14 protein-coding genes are annotated in these 14,850 nt (G+C 68.2%); 4 read left to right on the top strand and 10 right to left on the bottom strand.

From position 1 onward, the window contains the following. Nucleotides 1-67: 67 nt before the first annotated feature. Nucleotides 68-1,579 (bottom strand): IMP dehydrogenase, encoded by a 1,512-nt coding sequence (gene guaB, locus ACZ5ZX_RS06240; protein ID WP_465500879.1) that lies wholly within the window; start codon nucleotides 1,577-1,579, stop codon nucleotides 68-70. Between the two features lie 123 nt (nucleotides 1,580-1,702). On the opposite strand from guaB, the gene ACZ5ZX_RS06235 reads away from it, so the two are divergent. Next, complete coding sequence (locus tag ACZ5ZX_RS06235) at nucleotides 1,703-2,089, top strand: DUF5319 domain-containing protein (RefSeq protein WP_037314839.1); 387 nt, start codon at nucleotides 1,703-1,705, stop codon at nucleotides 2,087-2,089. 109 nt (nucleotides 2,090-2,198) lie between these two features. Here ACZ5ZX_RS06235 and ACZ5ZX_RS06230 read toward each other — a convergent pair whose 3' ends face one another. From ACZ5ZX_RS06230 to ACZ5ZX_RS06210, 5 genes are all read right to left on the bottom strand, one after another. After that, on the bottom strand, nucleotides 2,199-3,143 hold the full coding sequence (locus tag ACZ5ZX_RS06230) for an anti-sigma-D factor RsdA (RefSeq protein WP_465500878.1): 945 nt from the start codon (nucleotides 3,141-3,143) through the stop codon (nucleotides 2,199-2,201). Next, entirely contained in the window at nucleotides 3,144-3,716 is a 573-nt protein-coding gene (locus tag ACZ5ZX_RS06225; protein WP_037314832.1) for a sigma-70 family RNA polymerase sigma factor, read from the bottom strand. It lies immediately after the preceding gene. Nucleotides 3,717-4,097: 381 nt separating this feature from the next. Next, entirely contained in the window at nucleotides 4,098-4,694 is a 597-nt protein-coding gene (locus ACZ5ZX_RS06220; protein WP_003073605.1) for a response regulator transcription factor, read from the bottom strand. A 140-nt stretch (nucleotides 4,695-4,834) separates the two neighbouring features. Further along, complete coding sequence (locus tag ACZ5ZX_RS06215) at nucleotides 4,835-5,674, bottom strand: hypothetical protein (protein WP_465500877.1); 840 nt, start codon at nucleotides 5,672-5,674, stop codon at nucleotides 4,835-4,837. Between the two features lie 9 nt (nucleotides 5,675-5,683). Next, nucleotides 5,684-6,598 carry a MerR family transcriptional regulator gene (locus ACZ5ZX_RS06210; RefSeq protein ID WP_465501058.1) on the bottom strand — a complete coding sequence of 305 codons (915 nt, stop codon included), beginning with the start codon at nucleotides 6,596-6,598 and terminating at the stop codon, nucleotides 5,684-5,686. A gap of 248 nt (nucleotides 6,599-6,846) precedes the next feature. Here ACZ5ZX_RS06210 and ACZ5ZX_RS06205 point away from each other — a divergent pair, with 248 nt between their 5' ends. Next, nucleotides 6,847-7,149 carry a WhiB family transcriptional regulator gene (locus ACZ5ZX_RS06205; RefSeq protein WP_037315007.1) on the top strand — a complete coding sequence of 101 codons (303 nt, stop codon included), beginning with the start codon at nucleotides 6,847-6,849 and terminating at the stop codon, nucleotides 7,147-7,149. A gap of 254 nt (nucleotides 7,150-7,403) precedes the next feature. On the opposite strand, the gene groL is transcribed toward ACZ5ZX_RS06205, so the two are convergent. Further along, entirely contained in the window at nucleotides 7,404-9,017 is a 1,614-nt protein-coding gene (gene groL, locus ACZ5ZX_RS06200; RefSeq protein WP_465500876.1) for a chaperonin GroEL, read from the bottom strand. A gap of 99 nt (nucleotides 9,018-9,116) precedes the next feature. Further along, complete coding sequence (gene groES / locus ACZ5ZX_RS06195; RefSeq protein WP_009072407.1) at nucleotides 9,117-9,410, bottom strand: co-chaperone GroES; 294 nt, start codon at nucleotides 9,408-9,410, stop codon at nucleotides 9,117-9,119. 382 nt (nucleotides 9,411-9,792) lie between these two features. On the opposite strand from groES, the gene ACZ5ZX_RS06190 reads away from it, so the two are divergent. Next, complete coding sequence (locus ACZ5ZX_RS06190) at nucleotides 9,793-11,688, top strand: N-acetylmuramoyl-L-alanine amidase (protein ID WP_465500875.1); 1,896 nt, start codon at nucleotides 9,793-9,795, stop codon at nucleotides 11,686-11,688. 64 nt (nucleotides 11,689-11,752) lie between these two features. On the opposite strand, the gene ACZ5ZX_RS06185 is transcribed toward ACZ5ZX_RS06190, so the two are convergent. Both ACZ5ZX_RS06185 and xrtP read right to left on the bottom strand, forming a co-directional pair. Continuing rightward, nucleotides 11,753-13,141 (bottom strand): glycosyltransferase, encoded by a 1,389-nt coding sequence (locus ACZ5ZX_RS06185; RefSeq protein ID WP_465500874.1) that lies wholly within the window; start codon nucleotides 13,139-13,141, stop codon nucleotides 11,753-11,755. Then, nucleotides 13,141-13,644 (bottom strand): exosortase P, encoded by a 504-nt coding sequence (xrtP, locus tag ACZ5ZX_RS06180; RefSeq protein WP_465501057.1) that lies wholly within the window; start codon nucleotides 13,642-13,644, stop codon nucleotides 13,141-13,143. Before xrtP ends, ACZ5ZX_RS06185 begins: the two co-directional genes overlap by 1 nt. Nucleotides 13,645-14,072: 428 nt before the next feature. On the opposite strand from xrtP, the gene ACZ5ZX_RS06175 reads away from it, so the two are divergent. Beyond that, on the top strand, nucleotides 14,073-14,846 hold the full coding sequence (locus tag ACZ5ZX_RS06175; protein WP_465500873.1) for a choice-of-anchor P family protein: 774 nt from the start codon (nucleotides 14,073-14,075) through the stop codon (nucleotides 14,844-14,846). Nucleotides 14,847-14,850: the final 4 nt, after the last annotated feature.

Below are 14,850 nucleotides of genomic sequence, written 5' to 3'. Positions count from 1 at the left end.
GAGACTTGATCAGCGGATCAAGTCTCCCGAGAAGGAAACCGGCTGCGTAAGTGTCCGAAAGGGCGGACTACCGGGTGGTGTAGTTCGGTGCCTCGACCGTCATCGTGACGTCGTGCGGGTGGCTCTCCTTGAGCCCGGCCGCGGTGATCCGCACCAGCTGCGCCTCCTGCAGCTCCGGGATCGTCGACGCGCCCGCGTAGCCCATCCCCGACCGCAGCCCGCCCACCAGCTGGTGGACGACGTTCGCGAGCGGCCCACGGAACGGGATACGCCCTTCGATGCCTTCCGGGACCAGCTTGTCCTCGCTCAGCACGTCGTCCTGCGCGTAGCGGTCCTTCGAGTACGACTTCGCCTGGCCGCGCGACTGCATGGCGCCCAGCGAGCCCATCCCGCGGTAGGTCTTGAACTGCTTGCCGTTGACCAGGATCAGGTCGCCGGGCGATTCGGCGGTGCCCGCGAGCAGGCTGCCGAGCATCACGGTGGAGGCGCCGGCCGCGAGCGCCTTCGCGATGTCACCCGAGTACTGGATGCCGCCGTCGCCGATCACCGGAATGCCCGCCGGGCGGGCCGCCTGGTCGGCTTCGTAGATCGCGGAGATCTGCGGCACGCCGACCCCGGCGACGATGCGGGTGGTGCAGATGGAGCCCGGGCCGACGCCGACCTTGATCCCGTCCGCGCCCGCGTCCACCAGCGCCTGCGCGCCGGCCCTGGTCGCGACGTTGCCGCCGACGATGTCGACGGTTTCGCCCAGCTCCTTCTTCAGCAGCGCGACCGTCTCGACGACGGCGCGGGAGTGCCCGTGCGCGGTGTCGACCATCAGGACGTCGACCCCGGCGTCGGCCAGCGCCATCGCGCGCTTGTGCCCATCCGGTCCGACCCCGACGGCGGCACCGACGATCAGGCGGCCGTTGGTGTCCTTGGTGGCGTTGGGGTACTGCTCGGTCTTGACGAAGTCCTTGACCGTGATCAGCCCACGCAGCTTGCCCGCACCGTCGACGATCGGCAGTTTCTCGATCTTGTGACGGCGCAGCAGCCCCAGCGCGGCCTCGGCGGTGACCCCGACCTGCGCGGTGACCAGCGGCAGCTTCGTCATCACCTCGTGCACCGCACGGGTGTGGTCGACCTCGAACCGCATGTCGCGGTTGGTGATGATGCCCACGAGCGTCCCGGCGGCGTCCGTCACCGGCACACCGGAGATCCGGAACCGCGCGCACAGCGCGTCGACCTCGGCGAGGGTGTCCTCCGGCGAACAGGTGACCGGGTCGGTCACCATGCCGGCTTCAGAGCGCTTCACGACCTCTACGGCGGACGCCTGGTCGTCGATCGGCAGGTTGCGCTGCAGCACGCCCATCCCGCCCTGGCGCGCCATCGCGATCGCCATCCGGCCTTCGGTGACCGTGTCCATGGCGGCGGAGACCAGCGGGATGTTCAGGGTGACGTTGCGGGAGAGCCGGGTGCGGGTGCTGACCGCACTGGGCACCACGTCGGACTCGGCCGGCAGCAGCAGCACGTCGTCGAAGGTCAGCCCGAGCATGGCGAACTTGCTCGGGACGGGGGCGGTGACGCTGTCGCTGGTCATAGCAGGCGAAGGGCCTTCCTAGCGGTGATGAACGAGTCGCTGTGGCGACGCGAGGGCCTGCCCCTCATGATATCCGGGCCGGGCGGCCGCCCGGCCCGGGTGGGCGCCCGGTAGCGTGCAGGCGTGCCGCATGATGCGTTGCCCCCAGACCCGTTCGCGGATGACCCGGAGGACCCGGCCCGCGCGTTCATCGACGACGCCGACCGGCTGGACGAGCCGATCAGCGACGAGGAACGCACCGAGCTGCTGGCCGACCTCTCCGATCTCGCCGTCTACCAGGCGCTTCTCGAACCGCGCGGAGTACGCGGGATCGTGGTCGACTGCGGAGAATGCGACGAACCCCACTACCACGACTGGCATCTGCTCCGCGCCAGTCTCGAGCAGCTGCTCGCCGACGGACGGATGCGGCCGCACGAGCCCGCGTTCGATCCGAACCCTGGTGACTACGTGAGCTGGGACTACTGCCGCGGTTTCGCGGACGGTGTCACCGCCAACGAGAGCGCCTACTGATCGCGTTTAGCCCGCTAAAGGCGACGTGCGCCCGCAAAGCGAAAGGGCCTGGTGAGAGGGATCTCACCAGGCCCTTTCGGCGTTCTGGAAGTTCGGTGGTCCGGAACGACTACGGGTTCTCGACCACGCCCGGCGCCTGTGCGCCGGCCCCCGGCGACGGCTCGTTGCGCGAGCCACCCGGGTCATTGCCCGACGCGGGCTGCGTCGTCGACGTCGTGGGCGGGGGCGGCTCGGTCGTCGAAGTCGGCGGAGTCGGTGTGGGGGTCGTGGTGCCCGGCAGACTCGTGCCGGGATTGCCGCCTCCTGGCAGCGACGTCGGCGGAGGAGTCGGCTGCGGCGTGGGCTGCGGGGTCGTCGCCACCGGCGTCTGCGTGGGCGACTGCTGATCCGAGGGCAGCGTCGGCTGGGTGGGGTTCTGCAACTGCGCGCTCAGCTGGCGATGCTGCTCGATCAGCTGGTCGCGATTTTCTTCGTCGGTCACCTGGCTCAGCGCGGCCTGTGCTTCGGCGAGCGCCTTGCGCGCGTCGTCGAGGCGCCCGCCGGCGAGCGCTAGGTTGGCCTTCTCCAAATCGAGTTTGGCCGCGGCGGCGGCCTCGACCGACCGGGCGTGGTCGGCGTAAAGCACCTTGGTCAGGCCCCAGAGAGTGTCACCAGGCTGCGCGTCCTTCGCGGCGAGACCGGTACCGGCGAAGGCGATGGCCAAGACGGCCGCCGCGGCGGCCACCGGGACCAGCAGCCGGCGTCTTCCCCCGTGTTTACGGGCGAGCGCGGCGGTCTTCACGGTGGTGACGGCGGTGTCGACGTCCACCAGTTCCGCGAGCGGTTCACTGTCGATGTCGCGCCGCCAAGCCAGCAACAGCGCGTTGAGTTCCTGATCGCCGAGGTCGTCGGCCATTTGCGGGTCCGAGCCACCGAGGGCGTCGAGCAGCGCGTCGTCGGCCTGCACAGCCGATAGATCAGCGGCGAACTCAGCCTCGGAGGACGTCAGCCCTCTTTCGAAAGCCGTCAGTTCACGATCGGTCTCAGGGGAGAACCGATGGTCGCGATCGGTCACTCAGATCACCTCCTCAGCGGCCAGAACCTTACGTAGGCGCGCGAGGGCGCGATGCTGGGCCACCCGGACGGCGCCGGGGGTGGACCCCACGGCTTCGGCCGTCTCTTCGGCGGACAAGCCCACTACGACACGTAGGACCACGATCTCACGCTGTTTGTCGGGAAGGACGCGTAGCAGCTGCGACATGCGCTCGTTCAGCTCGCCTTGGAGGGCGCGCTGCTCGGGGCCGACGCCACCCTCGATCTCGTCGGGGACTTCGGCGACCGGCTCGGCGCGGTTGCGCGCCGCGGCGCGATGCGCGTCGGCCACCTTGTGCTGGGCGATCCCGTAGACGAAGGCCAGGAACGGGCGGCCCTGATCACGGTACGAAGGCAATGCCGTGAGCACCGCGAGACACACCTCCTGAGCAACGTCGTCTGCGGAAGCGAACGAACGCTCCTGCCTGCCAACTCGAGCGCGGCAGTACCGCACTACCAAAGGACGGATGGCCGCCAGCAACCGCTCGACCGCTTGAGGATCACCCTCAACAGCAGCGGCGACCGGCTCATCCAGTCCGTCCCCCACATTGGCCATCGCAGACAACAGTCCCAGTGTTACGTATAGGCGTGCAAAGAGTCCGGCGTGTGACTTCAGGTGCCACTACCGGCGACAGCTACCGTACCGCCCGGGCACGCCGCCTTCGTTGACGGCCGCCACCGGCGCGCCGCCCTACCGGCGAACGCGCTGAAACCCGGGTCTTCCTGCGTCCCCCTCGCTCGTGTCGAACTTTCAACGAGCCGGAACGCGGTGAGATACGACGGTCCACCCGGAGGTGGACGCGCTCGGGCCAGAGTGCCCGAGCCGTGAGCAGAAAAGTGCGAAGCGTGACAGGGAACACAGGTACGGGCCAGGGGCTTGCCCCCGGCCCGTTGTCACCCGTTGCGCGATCAAACCAGCGAAATCAAGAAAGCGTTGTCAGGAAACAAGTCCACGGCGGAATCCGTGGGCGACCGCTTGAGCGCGGTCTCGCACGCCGAGCTTGCGGAACAAGCGGCGCGCGTGGGTTTTCACGGTGTCTTCGGACAGGTACAGCTCGCGGCCGATCTGTCCGTTGCTCTTGCCCTGGCTCATCCCACGGAGCACCTGAAGCTCGCGCTCGGTGAGCTGGACACCAGGGTCCGACGGCTGACGCGGCGCCGGCACCGAAGTGCTGGCGAGGGTATGCGCCAGTGCGGCGACCAGCTCGGGACGCGAGGCGTCCCAGCGCAGGTAGCCGCGTGCTCCGCCGGCGATCGCGGCGGCGATGCTTCCCGCATCGTCCGGGGCGCCGAACACGATCACGTTCGCTTGGGGGTTCGCCGAGACGAGCCGCCTGGTGGCTTCGACGCCAGTCGGGACAGCGCGCTGGGTACCGACCAGCACGACGTCGACCGGCTGACGGGAGTACCGGGCCAGCAGCTCGTCACCGTGCGCTACGCAGTCGATGCGACTGACCCCTGGTACCGCGGACATCACTCGAGTGAGCCCTTCGCGGACACTGCGTCGGTCGTCGCAGATCAAGACCGTCGTCACGGGGTTTCCTTCCTGCAGCCGGGTGACATTCCACTTCCCCTATCGGACGCTTTAGCCCGAACCTTGACACGATCCGGTGGCTTTTTTTGAAAGTTCTTAGCCCGGTTGCCGGAATGGGCCCTCCAACAGGCTAGACGCCCTCAGCCCGGGACCCACGGAGATTCCCGTGCGAGCCACCTCCCGCAAGCATCTGCGTGCCGTAACACTGCGTGCAACAGTTCGGCACTTCTGAATCGATACTCATCGGCGTGTCCCGCCCCCAGATCCGCCGCGACCAGGCAAGCGACCCACAAAAGTGAATTGAATTCGTATTTCTCGGCGGTCTCGCGAGCCTCCTCGACCAGCGTCTTCGCACGCTCCCGCTCAGTGGAACTCTCATTCGCCATCGCCACGGCGAGTACGAGTTGTGATTTGACGACATGTCGGCAGGCGCCCTGGGTCCGCGCCGTTTCCAACGCCATTTCCGCAGGTGCGATCGCCGCCTCGGAAATGTTACTCGCCAGTTCGATTTCCGCGCCCACCCAACCGGCCCTGGTCCGGGTCCGCCAGTTGCCGGTGTGCGCTCCCGCACGGGCCGCCAGCCGCCGGGCGGCGGTCAGCCTGCCGCGCCCGAGGTTGTCCGCCGCGAGACCGAGGAGGGCGTCCGCCCGCGCCCCCTCCGCGTCCAGGCCGTCGGGATCGGGTGTGCCTTGGGGCTCCTCGATCACCAGCGCGAGCGCTTCCCCGTCGAGGACGAGCGCCGCCGCGTGCCCGCCCAGCTGCCGTCGATGCGAGGCCAGCGTGCTCGCGGCCAGCGACGCGAGCACCGGATCCCTGCTCGTCCGCAACCCGCTCAGCACGGTGGCCGCCGCCGCGTACCGGCCGCGGGCGCCGAGCCCGATCGCGGCGAGCAGCCGTCCGCGAGGCGAAGCGGGCACCACGAAGGGCGACGGCGGCGGCACGCCGTCCCCGAACGCGGCGGACCGCAAGGACTCTTCCATCCGTCCTTTCTAGCGCCTCGCACCGACAAGAACATGCTCGATCCGGTCGGCGGCCGTCGTCAGTTCGCCGAGCAGTTCGATCTTGTCGGGGAGCGTCGCGGGATCCCAGCCGGGGCCGCAGGCGAACATCCTGCTGCGCTGACGACCGCGGGACACCCTGGCGAACAGGCGGGGGTCCGCGGTGGCGTTCCGTCCCGACCACAGCACCACCGCGGCCGGGACGCTGCGGCGGACGGTCACCGCCAGCACCTCGGCAGGCAGGGAGGCACCGAAGAGCTGGGCACCGATCCGGCGGCCGGCGAGTGCCGCGGCGAGCGCGTACATCGGCAGGTTGTCGCGCTCGTCCGGGACACAGGTCAGCAGGACCGGCCGCTGGTTGCGCGGTTCGCGCAGCACCGGCGTCGCACGGACGAGGGCGGCGTACACGCATTCGGCGAGCAGATACTCGACCTCGGCGCCGGCACTGACCCCGCGCCAGCGTGCGCCGAGCGCGGTCAGGACCGGTGAGACGACACCGGTCCAGGCCGGCAGGACGCCGAGTTCCCGGATCGTGTCGGCGAGCATCCGCTGGACCGCCCCGAAGTCCATCGCGAGCGCGGCCGTGCTCAAGCGTCTGGCGAGCCGGGAGGGGACGTCGTGATCCTCCGCGGGCGGCGGGGTGGTCTGTTCCTCCACTTGGACCACGGGGGTTCCCGGGTTCTCCTGGGCTGTCCGGGGCATTTGCTCGAGTGCGTACTTCGCCGCTTCGGCCGTCGAGGCGCCACGGAGCAACGCGCGCTGCATCAGTTCGAGGCGGCCGATGTCGGAGCTGCCGTAGCGGCGATGGCGGCCGTTGGTGTGGCGGCTCGGTCCGACGCCGTATCTGCGGTCCCAGGTTCGCAGGGTGGACGGTGCGACCCCGAGCCGGCGAGCGACCGAGGCCACCGGCAGGGTGGGTTCTTCACTGCTGATCCGAGATCCCACTCGACCCAATATCCAGGCAGGCCGGGGCGGGGGCAACCGGAACGGAAAGTACCGCTCACACATCCGGGGGATGCCTAACGGCTGAATCGTCTTGAATCGCTTGAACAAGTATTGGCGCGCTTCTAACGTTACCGCCGTTGCACCGAATGGAGTATCCGCAGCGCAGCAGAGCAGGTAAACGCTTCGACCGGATGACGGAGGCGGTCAGGATGGCGGACACACGCAGGCTCCCGGGGCCCAACGCCGATGTATGGGATTGGCAGCTCGAAGGCTCGTGCCGAGGCATGGACAGCGCGTCCTTCTTTCACCCTGACGGCGAGCGCGGGCCGGCCAGAGCCCGCCGCGAGGCGAGGGCCAAAGCCGTGTGCCTGGCATGCCCGGTACTGGCCATGTGCCGGACCCACGCGCTCGCCGTGCACGAGCCGTACGGGATCTGGGGCGGGCTGTCGGAGTCGGAACGCGAGCACATCATCAAGGCGGACAAACGCACCTTGAGCATGTCGAACGGCTGATCCGGCCGAGTCGGCACCGCGGAAGGGCGGCATCCGGGTGGGGTGCCGCCCTTCCGCGTTTCCAGCTCCAGGCCTGCCTGCCCTCCTCGCCCCGGGATCGCGATTAGGGGGCGAAAGTCGCTCCCGCTGGCCCCACGCCTCCCCGCCGCCAGATCGCGTTTAGCCCGCTAAACGCGGGTCGGAGGGGCCGGGCACAAGAAAGCGGGGCGGCACTCCTGGTGGAGTACCGCCCCGCTTCGGGTCGAACGGTGGAGCTAGTGCGCGTGGCCGTGACCACCCGCGGCGGGCTCCTCTTCGGCCGGCTTCTCGACGACGGAGCTCTCCGTCGTGAGCACGAGCCGGGCGATGGAGGCGGCGTTCGCCACCGCGGACCTGGTCACCTTGACCGGGTCGACGATGCCGGCGGCCAGCAGGTCGGTGAGCTCACCGGTGGCGGCGTTGAAACCGTGCCCCCAGCTCTGCTCCTGGACCTTGTTCACGATGACCGCGCCCTCGTGGCCCGCGTTGGTCGCGATCCAGAACAGCGGGGCGGACAGCGCGTCGCGGACGATGCGCACACCGGTCGCTTCGTCACCTTCGAGGCCGAGACCACCGTCGAGTTCCTTGACGGCGTGGACCAGAGCGGAGCCACCGCCGGGCAGGATGCCCTCTTCGACGGCCGCCTTGGTCGAAGCCACGGCGTCCTCGATGCGGTGCTTGCGCTCGTTGAGCTCGGTCTCGGTGGCCGCGCCGACCTTGATCACCGCGACACCGCCGCCGAGCTTCGCCAGCCGCTCCTGCAGCTTCTCGCGGTCCCAGTCGGAGTCGGTGTTCTCGATCTCCTTGCGGATCTGCGCGACGCGCGCCGCGATGTCGTCCTTGGTGCCGCCACCGTCGACGAGCGTGGTGTCGTCCTTGGTGACGACGATCCGGCGAGCGTTGCCCAGCTGGGCCAGCGTGGTCTCGGACAGCTTGTGCCCGATCTCGGCCGAGATGACCTCGCCGCCGGTGACGACCGCGAGGTCGTCCAGGAACGCCTTGCGGCGGTCACCGAAGAACGGCGCCTTGACCGCGACGGCGGTGATCGTCTTGCGCAGCGAGTTCACCACGAGGGTGGACAGCGCCTCGCCGTCGACGTCCTCGGCGATGATCAGCAGCGGCTTCTTGGCCTCGACGACCTTCTCCAGCACCGGGAGCAGGTCGGCCAGCGCCGAGATCTTCTCGCGGACCAGCAGGATGTAGGCGTCCTCGAGGATCGCCTTCTGCTCCTCCGGGTTGGTCGCGAAGTGCGCCGACAGGAAACCCTTGTCGAACTGCACACCCTCGGTGATCACGAGCTCGGTCGCCAGCGTGGACGATTCCTCGATCGTGATGACGCCGTCCTCGCCGACCCGCTCGACGGCCTCGCCGAGCAGGGCGCCGATGGCCGCGTCACGCGAGGTGACGGTGCCGACCTGGGCGATGTTGTCGCGACCCTTGACCGGGGTCGCCTTCTCCTTGAGGACCGCGATGACCTTCTCCGCGGCGGCCTCGATGCCGCGGCCGATGGCCGTCGGGTTGGCACCGGCGGCGACGTTGCGCAGGCCGACCTTCACCAGCGACTGGGCGAGCACGGTCGCCGTCGTGGTGCCGTCACCGGCGACGTCGTTGGTCTTGGTGGCGACGCTCTTGGCGAGCTGGGCGCCGAGGTTCTCGAACGGGTCGTCGAGCTCGATCTCACGAGCGACGGTGACGCCGTCGAGGGTGATGGTGGGGCCACCGAACTTCTTGTCGAGCACGACGTGGCGACCGCGCGGGCCGAGGGTGACCTTGACCGCGTCGGCGAGCTTGTTCACCCCGCGCTCGAGCGCGCGACGAGCGTCCTCGTCGAAACTGATCTGCTTGGGCATGGCCTGTTCCGCTTACCTTCCAGTTTTTATGCTCGAAAACACGAACGCCCCGTTCCCCGGCAATGCGGGGCCCGGGGCGTCATGCGCTGAGAGCGGACGTCAGTTGATGACGGCCAGCACGTCGCGGGCGGAAAGGATCAAGTAGTCCTCACCGTTGTACTTCACTTCGGTGCCGCCGTACTTGGAGTAGATGACGACGTCGCCGACAGCCACGTCCAGCGGAACGCGGTTGCCCTTGTCGTCGATGCGGCCCGGGCCCACGGCCAGAACCTTGCCCTCCTGGGGCTTCTCCTTGGCGGTGTCGGGGATGACGAGGCCGGAAGCGGTCGTCTCCTCGGCCTCACTCGTCTGGACAACGATCTTGTCCTCGAGCGGCTTGATGTTCACGCTCACCGGGTTGACCTCCACGGTCGTCGAAAGCGTTGGCAGGATGTATTACGGCTCCTACCACCCCCGCCGTCGCGGGTGCCGGGGCGTGTTCGGGCCGTGCAATTAGCACTCTAGCCATGTGAGTGCCAGCTTCGCAAGGAGGGTCCGCTCACTCTCCGAAAACTCGGCCTCCGAGCGCCTGACCGGCCCTTTTGTCCCGTGGTGGTGCCACGCTGCTCTCCATCGCCCTCGACTGCCCACCACCGCCGGCGGCATGCCGCCAAGTCGCGTTTAGCCCGCTAAACGCGACTCGGAGGGACCTTACGGAAGGGGCCCGTTTCTGGTTAGGTTCCGACCATTGGGGTCGGTCCTGTACAGCAGACCTAGTCACTGGGGGTTTACGCCCATGCCGCGTCCCTTCCATCCTGTTGCCCTCGCACCGCTCCGGCGCCGGTCCAGACGGACCGCCGGACTCGCGGTCCTCGCCCTCGCCGCCGGACTCCTCGCCGCCGTCCCCGCCGAAGCCGCCCCGGCGGATCAGCAGCGTCAGCGGGACTTCGCGGCCGCCGCGCGGGAATTCGGCGTGCCCGAGAGCGTCCTGCTCGGCGTCTCCTATCTGGAGTCACGCTGGGACTTCAACGCCGGTACGCCGAGCACGTCCGCCGGCTACGGCCCGATGCACCTGACCGACCTGCGCGAAGCGGGCACCGGCACGCATCACGACGAAGGCGAGGAGGATCCGCGCGGCGACGATGCCCGCCGGGCGAAACTCCCGGCGACACCGGCGCCGAAACCTCCCCCGCCCGGCTTGCAGACCATCGACGAGGCGTCAGCGCTGATCGGCCAGGACGTCGCGACGCTGCGCACCGACACCACGCAGAACATTCGCGGTGGCGCCGCTCTGCTGGCGAAGTACCAGCGCGAGACCGGCGACTGGAAGGCCGCCGTCGCGCGCTACAGCGGCGCGAAGGACGCGGAAGGAGCGCAGTCCTTCGCCGACGAAGTCTTCGACACCATCTCCAAGGGCATCAGCCGCAAGACCGACGACGGCCAGACCGTCACCCTCGCCGCCACGCCGGTGAGCCCGGTCCGCGAGCAGGCCGGCACCTCGCAAACGGAGTGCCCGAAGAAGCTTTCGTGCCTTTCGGTGCCGGCGCCGTACCAGGAGCTGCCGAACAACGACTACGGCAACCACGACAAGGCGGATCGGCCGAAGAGCCAGAAGGTCGAATACATCATCATCCACGACACCGAGGGCTACTGGGACACGGCGATGGACCTGGTCCAGGACCCGACGTACGTGAGCTGGCACTACACGATCCGCTCGGCCGACGGTCAGATCGCGCAGCACGTCCCGACGAAGGACGTCGCGTGGCACGCGGGCAACTGGTACGTCAACGCGAAGTCCGTCGGCATCGAGCACGAGGGTTTCGCCGCGAAGGGCACTTGGTACACGGAGGCGATGTACCGCACCTCCGCGAAGCTCGTCGGCTACCTCGCGCGGAAGTACGACATCCCGCTCGACCGCGCGCACATCCTCGGCCACGACAACGTCCCGGGCACGATTCCCTCGACCATCAAGGGGATGCACTGGGATCCGGGCCCGTACTGGGACTGGGCGCACTACTTCGACCTGATGGGCGCGCCGCTGTCCGGCTTCGGCCGTCCCGGTTCGCCGCTGGTGACCATCACACCGGACTTTGCCACCAACCAGCCCGCGTTCACCGGCTGCGAGACCGCGGGAAAGCCTTGTCCGGCAAGGGGATCCGGATCGGTCGTGCTGCGCAGTGAGCCGAACGACTCGGCCCCGCTGCTCAAGGACATCGGCCTGCGCCCGGACGGTTCGGCCAGCACGATGGCCGTCTCCGACATCGGAAGCCGCGCGGAGACCGGTCAGCGTTACGTGGTCGCCGAGCGGCGTGACGGCTGGACGGCGATCTGGTACCTCGGCCAGAAGGGCTGGTTCCGCGACGCGCGTACGACGAGCCCGGCGTTCGGCCTGGTCGTGACCCCGAAGCCGGGTCTGGCGACGGTGCCGGTGTTCGGTCGCGCGTATCCCGAGGCTGAGGCGTATCCGGCGAACGTGCCGGTGCAGCAGGTCGTCCCGCTGCCGTACACGTTCTCGGCCGGGCAGCGGTACTCCGTCGGCAACCTCCTCGGTTCCGAGTACTACTGGGCGACGACGTTCGACCCGGCGGATCACGTGGTCGTCAAGGGCAAGACCCGGTACGTCCAGATCCAGTTCGGGCATCGGATCGCCTACGTGAAGGCGGACGACGTCCGGATCCTGCCCGCCGCCTGACCCTGCTCCCGCGACCCGCGCGGATCGCGTTTAGCCCGCTAAAGGCGATCCGCGCGGGGCTCGGTCAGGAGTCCAGCGCGACCTTGACGCCGGGGGCGTGCTCGGTGTTCCGTCGCGTCTTCGCCCAGCCGTTCCGCCCGCGCACCAGGCGGAACAGCGCCCGCCACGACGTGATGTAGAACGTGTAGATGTACAGCGCGTAGGCGAAGCCCATCCCGAGTCCGCGCAGGAGATTGCGACTCTTCAGGCATTTGAACTGATAGATCGGGCCCCACACGATGAACGGCAGCAGCCCGAACGAGCCGTAGATCGCGAACAGGATCCACGCGCCGTCGTCGGCGAACCAGGTCCACACCTGCGCCGGATCCCCCGCGGTGCTGAACAGCAGCAGGATGAACGGGATCGGGTACAGCAGCGAGCCGAGCAACTGCATCCACGGCTGCGCGAGGTAGTACATCATCTCCGCCGCGCCCAGCGTGCTCACATGCGGTGAATCCCAGATCCGCCGCAGATACCGCGAACACTGCATCGTGCCCTGGCCCCAGCGGGTGCGCTGCACCAGGAATCGCCGCAGACTGTAGAGCCCTTCCTGCTTCACGTGGGAGTCAGGCGTGTAACCGGTCCGCCAGCCCGCGGTCAGCAGGTGCACACCGAGTTCGAAGTCCTCCAGCAGCGAACCGCGCCACGGTTGCTCGTCCTCACCGGCGATCGAGTCCAATGCGGACAGTCGCGTGAACTGACCGTTGCCGCCCATGGAGATCGTGCCGGTGAACCCGCGCGAGGTCTGGATCGCCGCGATGGCGGTGCGGAACTCGAGGTCCTGCATCTGGGCCAGCTTCAGCCCGAAGGCACGGGAGAACCAGTTCTTCCCCGGCGGACGGCTGTCGGCGTTGCCCATCCAGACGTCGAGCTGCACCGCGCCGATCGTCTCGTCGCCGAACAGGTGGTCCGCCGCGCACACTTCGAGGCAGTTCTCCGCCGGACGGCCGTCCGCGTCGACGACCACGACGACCACGTCGTCCCGGCTCGCGTCCGGGCCCATCCAGTCGTTGAGTGCCTGGTAGGCGGCGTTGAGCGCGTCACCCTTGCCCGTCCTCGCCTCCGGACGGCGGCGGGGAACGAGGTGCAGGTACGGGTCGAAACCGCCGTTACGCCGCCAGATCGAGCGCACCACCCTGGCCGTACGGTCCTCGGAGTCGTCGTCGACGACCCAGACGTGCGCGTGCCGGAACGTCGAACGCAGGTACCGCACCGTCTCGCGGATGACGGTCTGCTCGTCGCGGCACGGCACGAAGAAGTGCCAGGTGAAGTCGGCGGCGTCGCCGACGGGCGCGGGTTTGCGCCGCAGGTACGGCACGACGATCACGACGACGTAGACGATGAAGGCGACGCTCATGGTGAGCGCGAACGCCTGGGTGATCGCGAGCAGGATCTTGAGCGAGCCGCCGCCCATCAGGCGGCCCCGCGCTCGGCCCGTGACTTCCGGGTGCTCAGCCAGACGAACAGCACGAGGGCGATCGCGCCGCCGATGACACTGACCATCGAACCGAGCAGGGTATGACCCCAGTAATAACCTTCGTCCACGCCGAGCCAGTTCACGAGGCCGACGATCGCCAAAACCCTCATCTGATTGACAAGAACGACCACCATCGCGGAAATGGCCAACGAGGAGAACAGTCTCTTCGCATTTTTCGGACGGAAATACAACATGACGGCCGTCACCAGCAAAAGCGGCAGCAACATGAATGCCGAAGAGCATTCCGGCGTCATTCTCAACCCGAGTGGAGTATCGCCGGTCAACCCAAAGTAGACAGTCTCGCGTTCACCGGCGACGAAGACACCCGATGTGGTGATGACCCTCAGTATCAGCCCGGCCAGCTGCACTTCGAAGACCCGGTACAGACGTTCGGCCAGCACCAGGCCGACCGCGACGGCGATCACCGCCAGCACCGCCATACGCAGCGGAAACCGGCTGGAACTGGGCAAGGGAGCGCTCGCAACGGCCACGGTGACCCTCTCAGGAAAGACGCAGCGGACGGCAGGATTCGACGAAACGGACGGGGACCTCGCCGACGAGCGTAAGTCAGCGAGAACCGGGACTTTCGACCGGGGTTCGCATTTCCACCGTGATCATGAGCCCTTTCGGCACGATCGTGGAGAAACTGACTAGGCCGAACGAGTGATACTTTCGGCGACCTGCGGAAAATGCTCGCAAGACCACCTGATCCGGTGATCCTCGCGGTTTTCTGTGCAATTTCCGAAACACTCTCCGATAGACGATCCGCGAGCCGAGTCAGGCCAGCTGAGGATTCGTCCGCAACGGTCGTGCCCATGCGCCGACCGCAGATGAGAGAAAACCCCCACGAATCAATTCGGAGGACCAGTTGAAGAACACGCACCTCTTGCGACGAGGCGGATTGCTCGCCGCTGTGGTGGCGAGCGTGGCTCTCGCCGGTGCGGCGCCTGCCTCGGCGGCCCCCGGTGACGGCTCCGCGTATGGCGTCAAGGTCGATGTGAAACTCCTCGGCCTCGACGCGGTGCAGGCCGGGCCGCTCGCCGAAGCGAAGACCTCCGGGCCGACCACCAACAGCCTCGCGAAGGTCAACCTCACCGGTGTGCTCACCGCGGGTGCGATCAACACCGAAGCCAAACGTGACGACTCCGGTGCGGTGACGGCCAAGGCCAGCACCGCCGACGTCGGCTTGCCGCTGCTCAAGGGCGCGCTCGGCGACGTCGGCGTCAAGGTCGTCGAAGCCACCTGCACCGCGACCCAGAAGGGCGTGCAGGGCGCGACGAACCTGGTCGGCGCGAACCTCGGCAGCGCGGGCGCTGTCGACTCCACGCCGGCACCGAACACCCAGGTCAAGGTCGGTCTCGGCAACGTGAACGTCGCGACGATCATCCTGAACGAACAGATCAAGAACAACGACGGCAGCCTGACCGTCAACGCGATCCACGTGAAGCTGCTCGGCGGGGCGCTCAACCCGCTCGGCTCCGGCGACGTGATCGTCTCGTCGGCCACCTGCGGTCCGGCCGGCCTGCCCGTGCCGCTCGCTTCGGGCGCCGGACTGTGGATCGGTCTCGGCCTGCTCGGCGCCGTCGCTGTTCCGGTCGGTATCCGCGTCGTCCGCGGCCGTCGTTCCGCGACCACCGCCTGACCTG

It is taken from the genome of Amycolatopsis sp. NPDC033938 (assembly GCF_055575975.1).
This window is presented reverse-complemented; position numbering and strand designations above follow the sequence as displayed.

Coding starts and splice junctions, on each gene's coding strand:
- guaB (WP_465500879.1), bottom strand. CDS start 1,579: ATGACCAGCGACAGCGTCACCGCCCCCGTCCCGAGCAAGTTCGCCATG.
- ACZ5ZX_RS06225 (WP_037314832.1), bottom strand. CDS start 3,716: ATGGCCAATGTGGGGGACGGACTGGATGAGCCGGTCGCCGCTGCTGTT.
- ACZ5ZX_RS06215 (WP_465500877.1), bottom strand. CDS start 5,674: ATGGAAGAGTCCTTGCGGTCCGCCGCGTTCGGGGACGGCGTGCCGCCG.
- ACZ5ZX_RS06205 (WP_037315007.1), top strand. CDS start 6,847: ATGGCGGACACACGCAGGCTCCCGGGGCCCAACGCCGATGTATGGGAT.
- groL (WP_465500876.1), bottom strand. CDS start 9,017: ATGCCCAAGCAGATCAGTTTCGACGAGGACGCTCGTCGCGCGCTCGAG.
- ACZ5ZX_RS06190 (WP_465500875.1), top strand. CDS start 9,793: ATGCCGCGTCCCTTCCATCCTGTTGCCCTCGCACCGCTCCGGCGCCGG.
- ACZ5ZX_RS06185 (WP_465500874.1), bottom strand. CDS start 13,141: ATGGGCGGCGGCTCGCTCAAGATCCTGCTCGCGATCACCCAGGCGTTC.
- xrtP (WP_465501057.1), bottom strand. CDS start 13,644: ATGGCGGTGCTGGCGGTGATCGCCGTCGCGGTCGGCCTGGTGCTGGCC.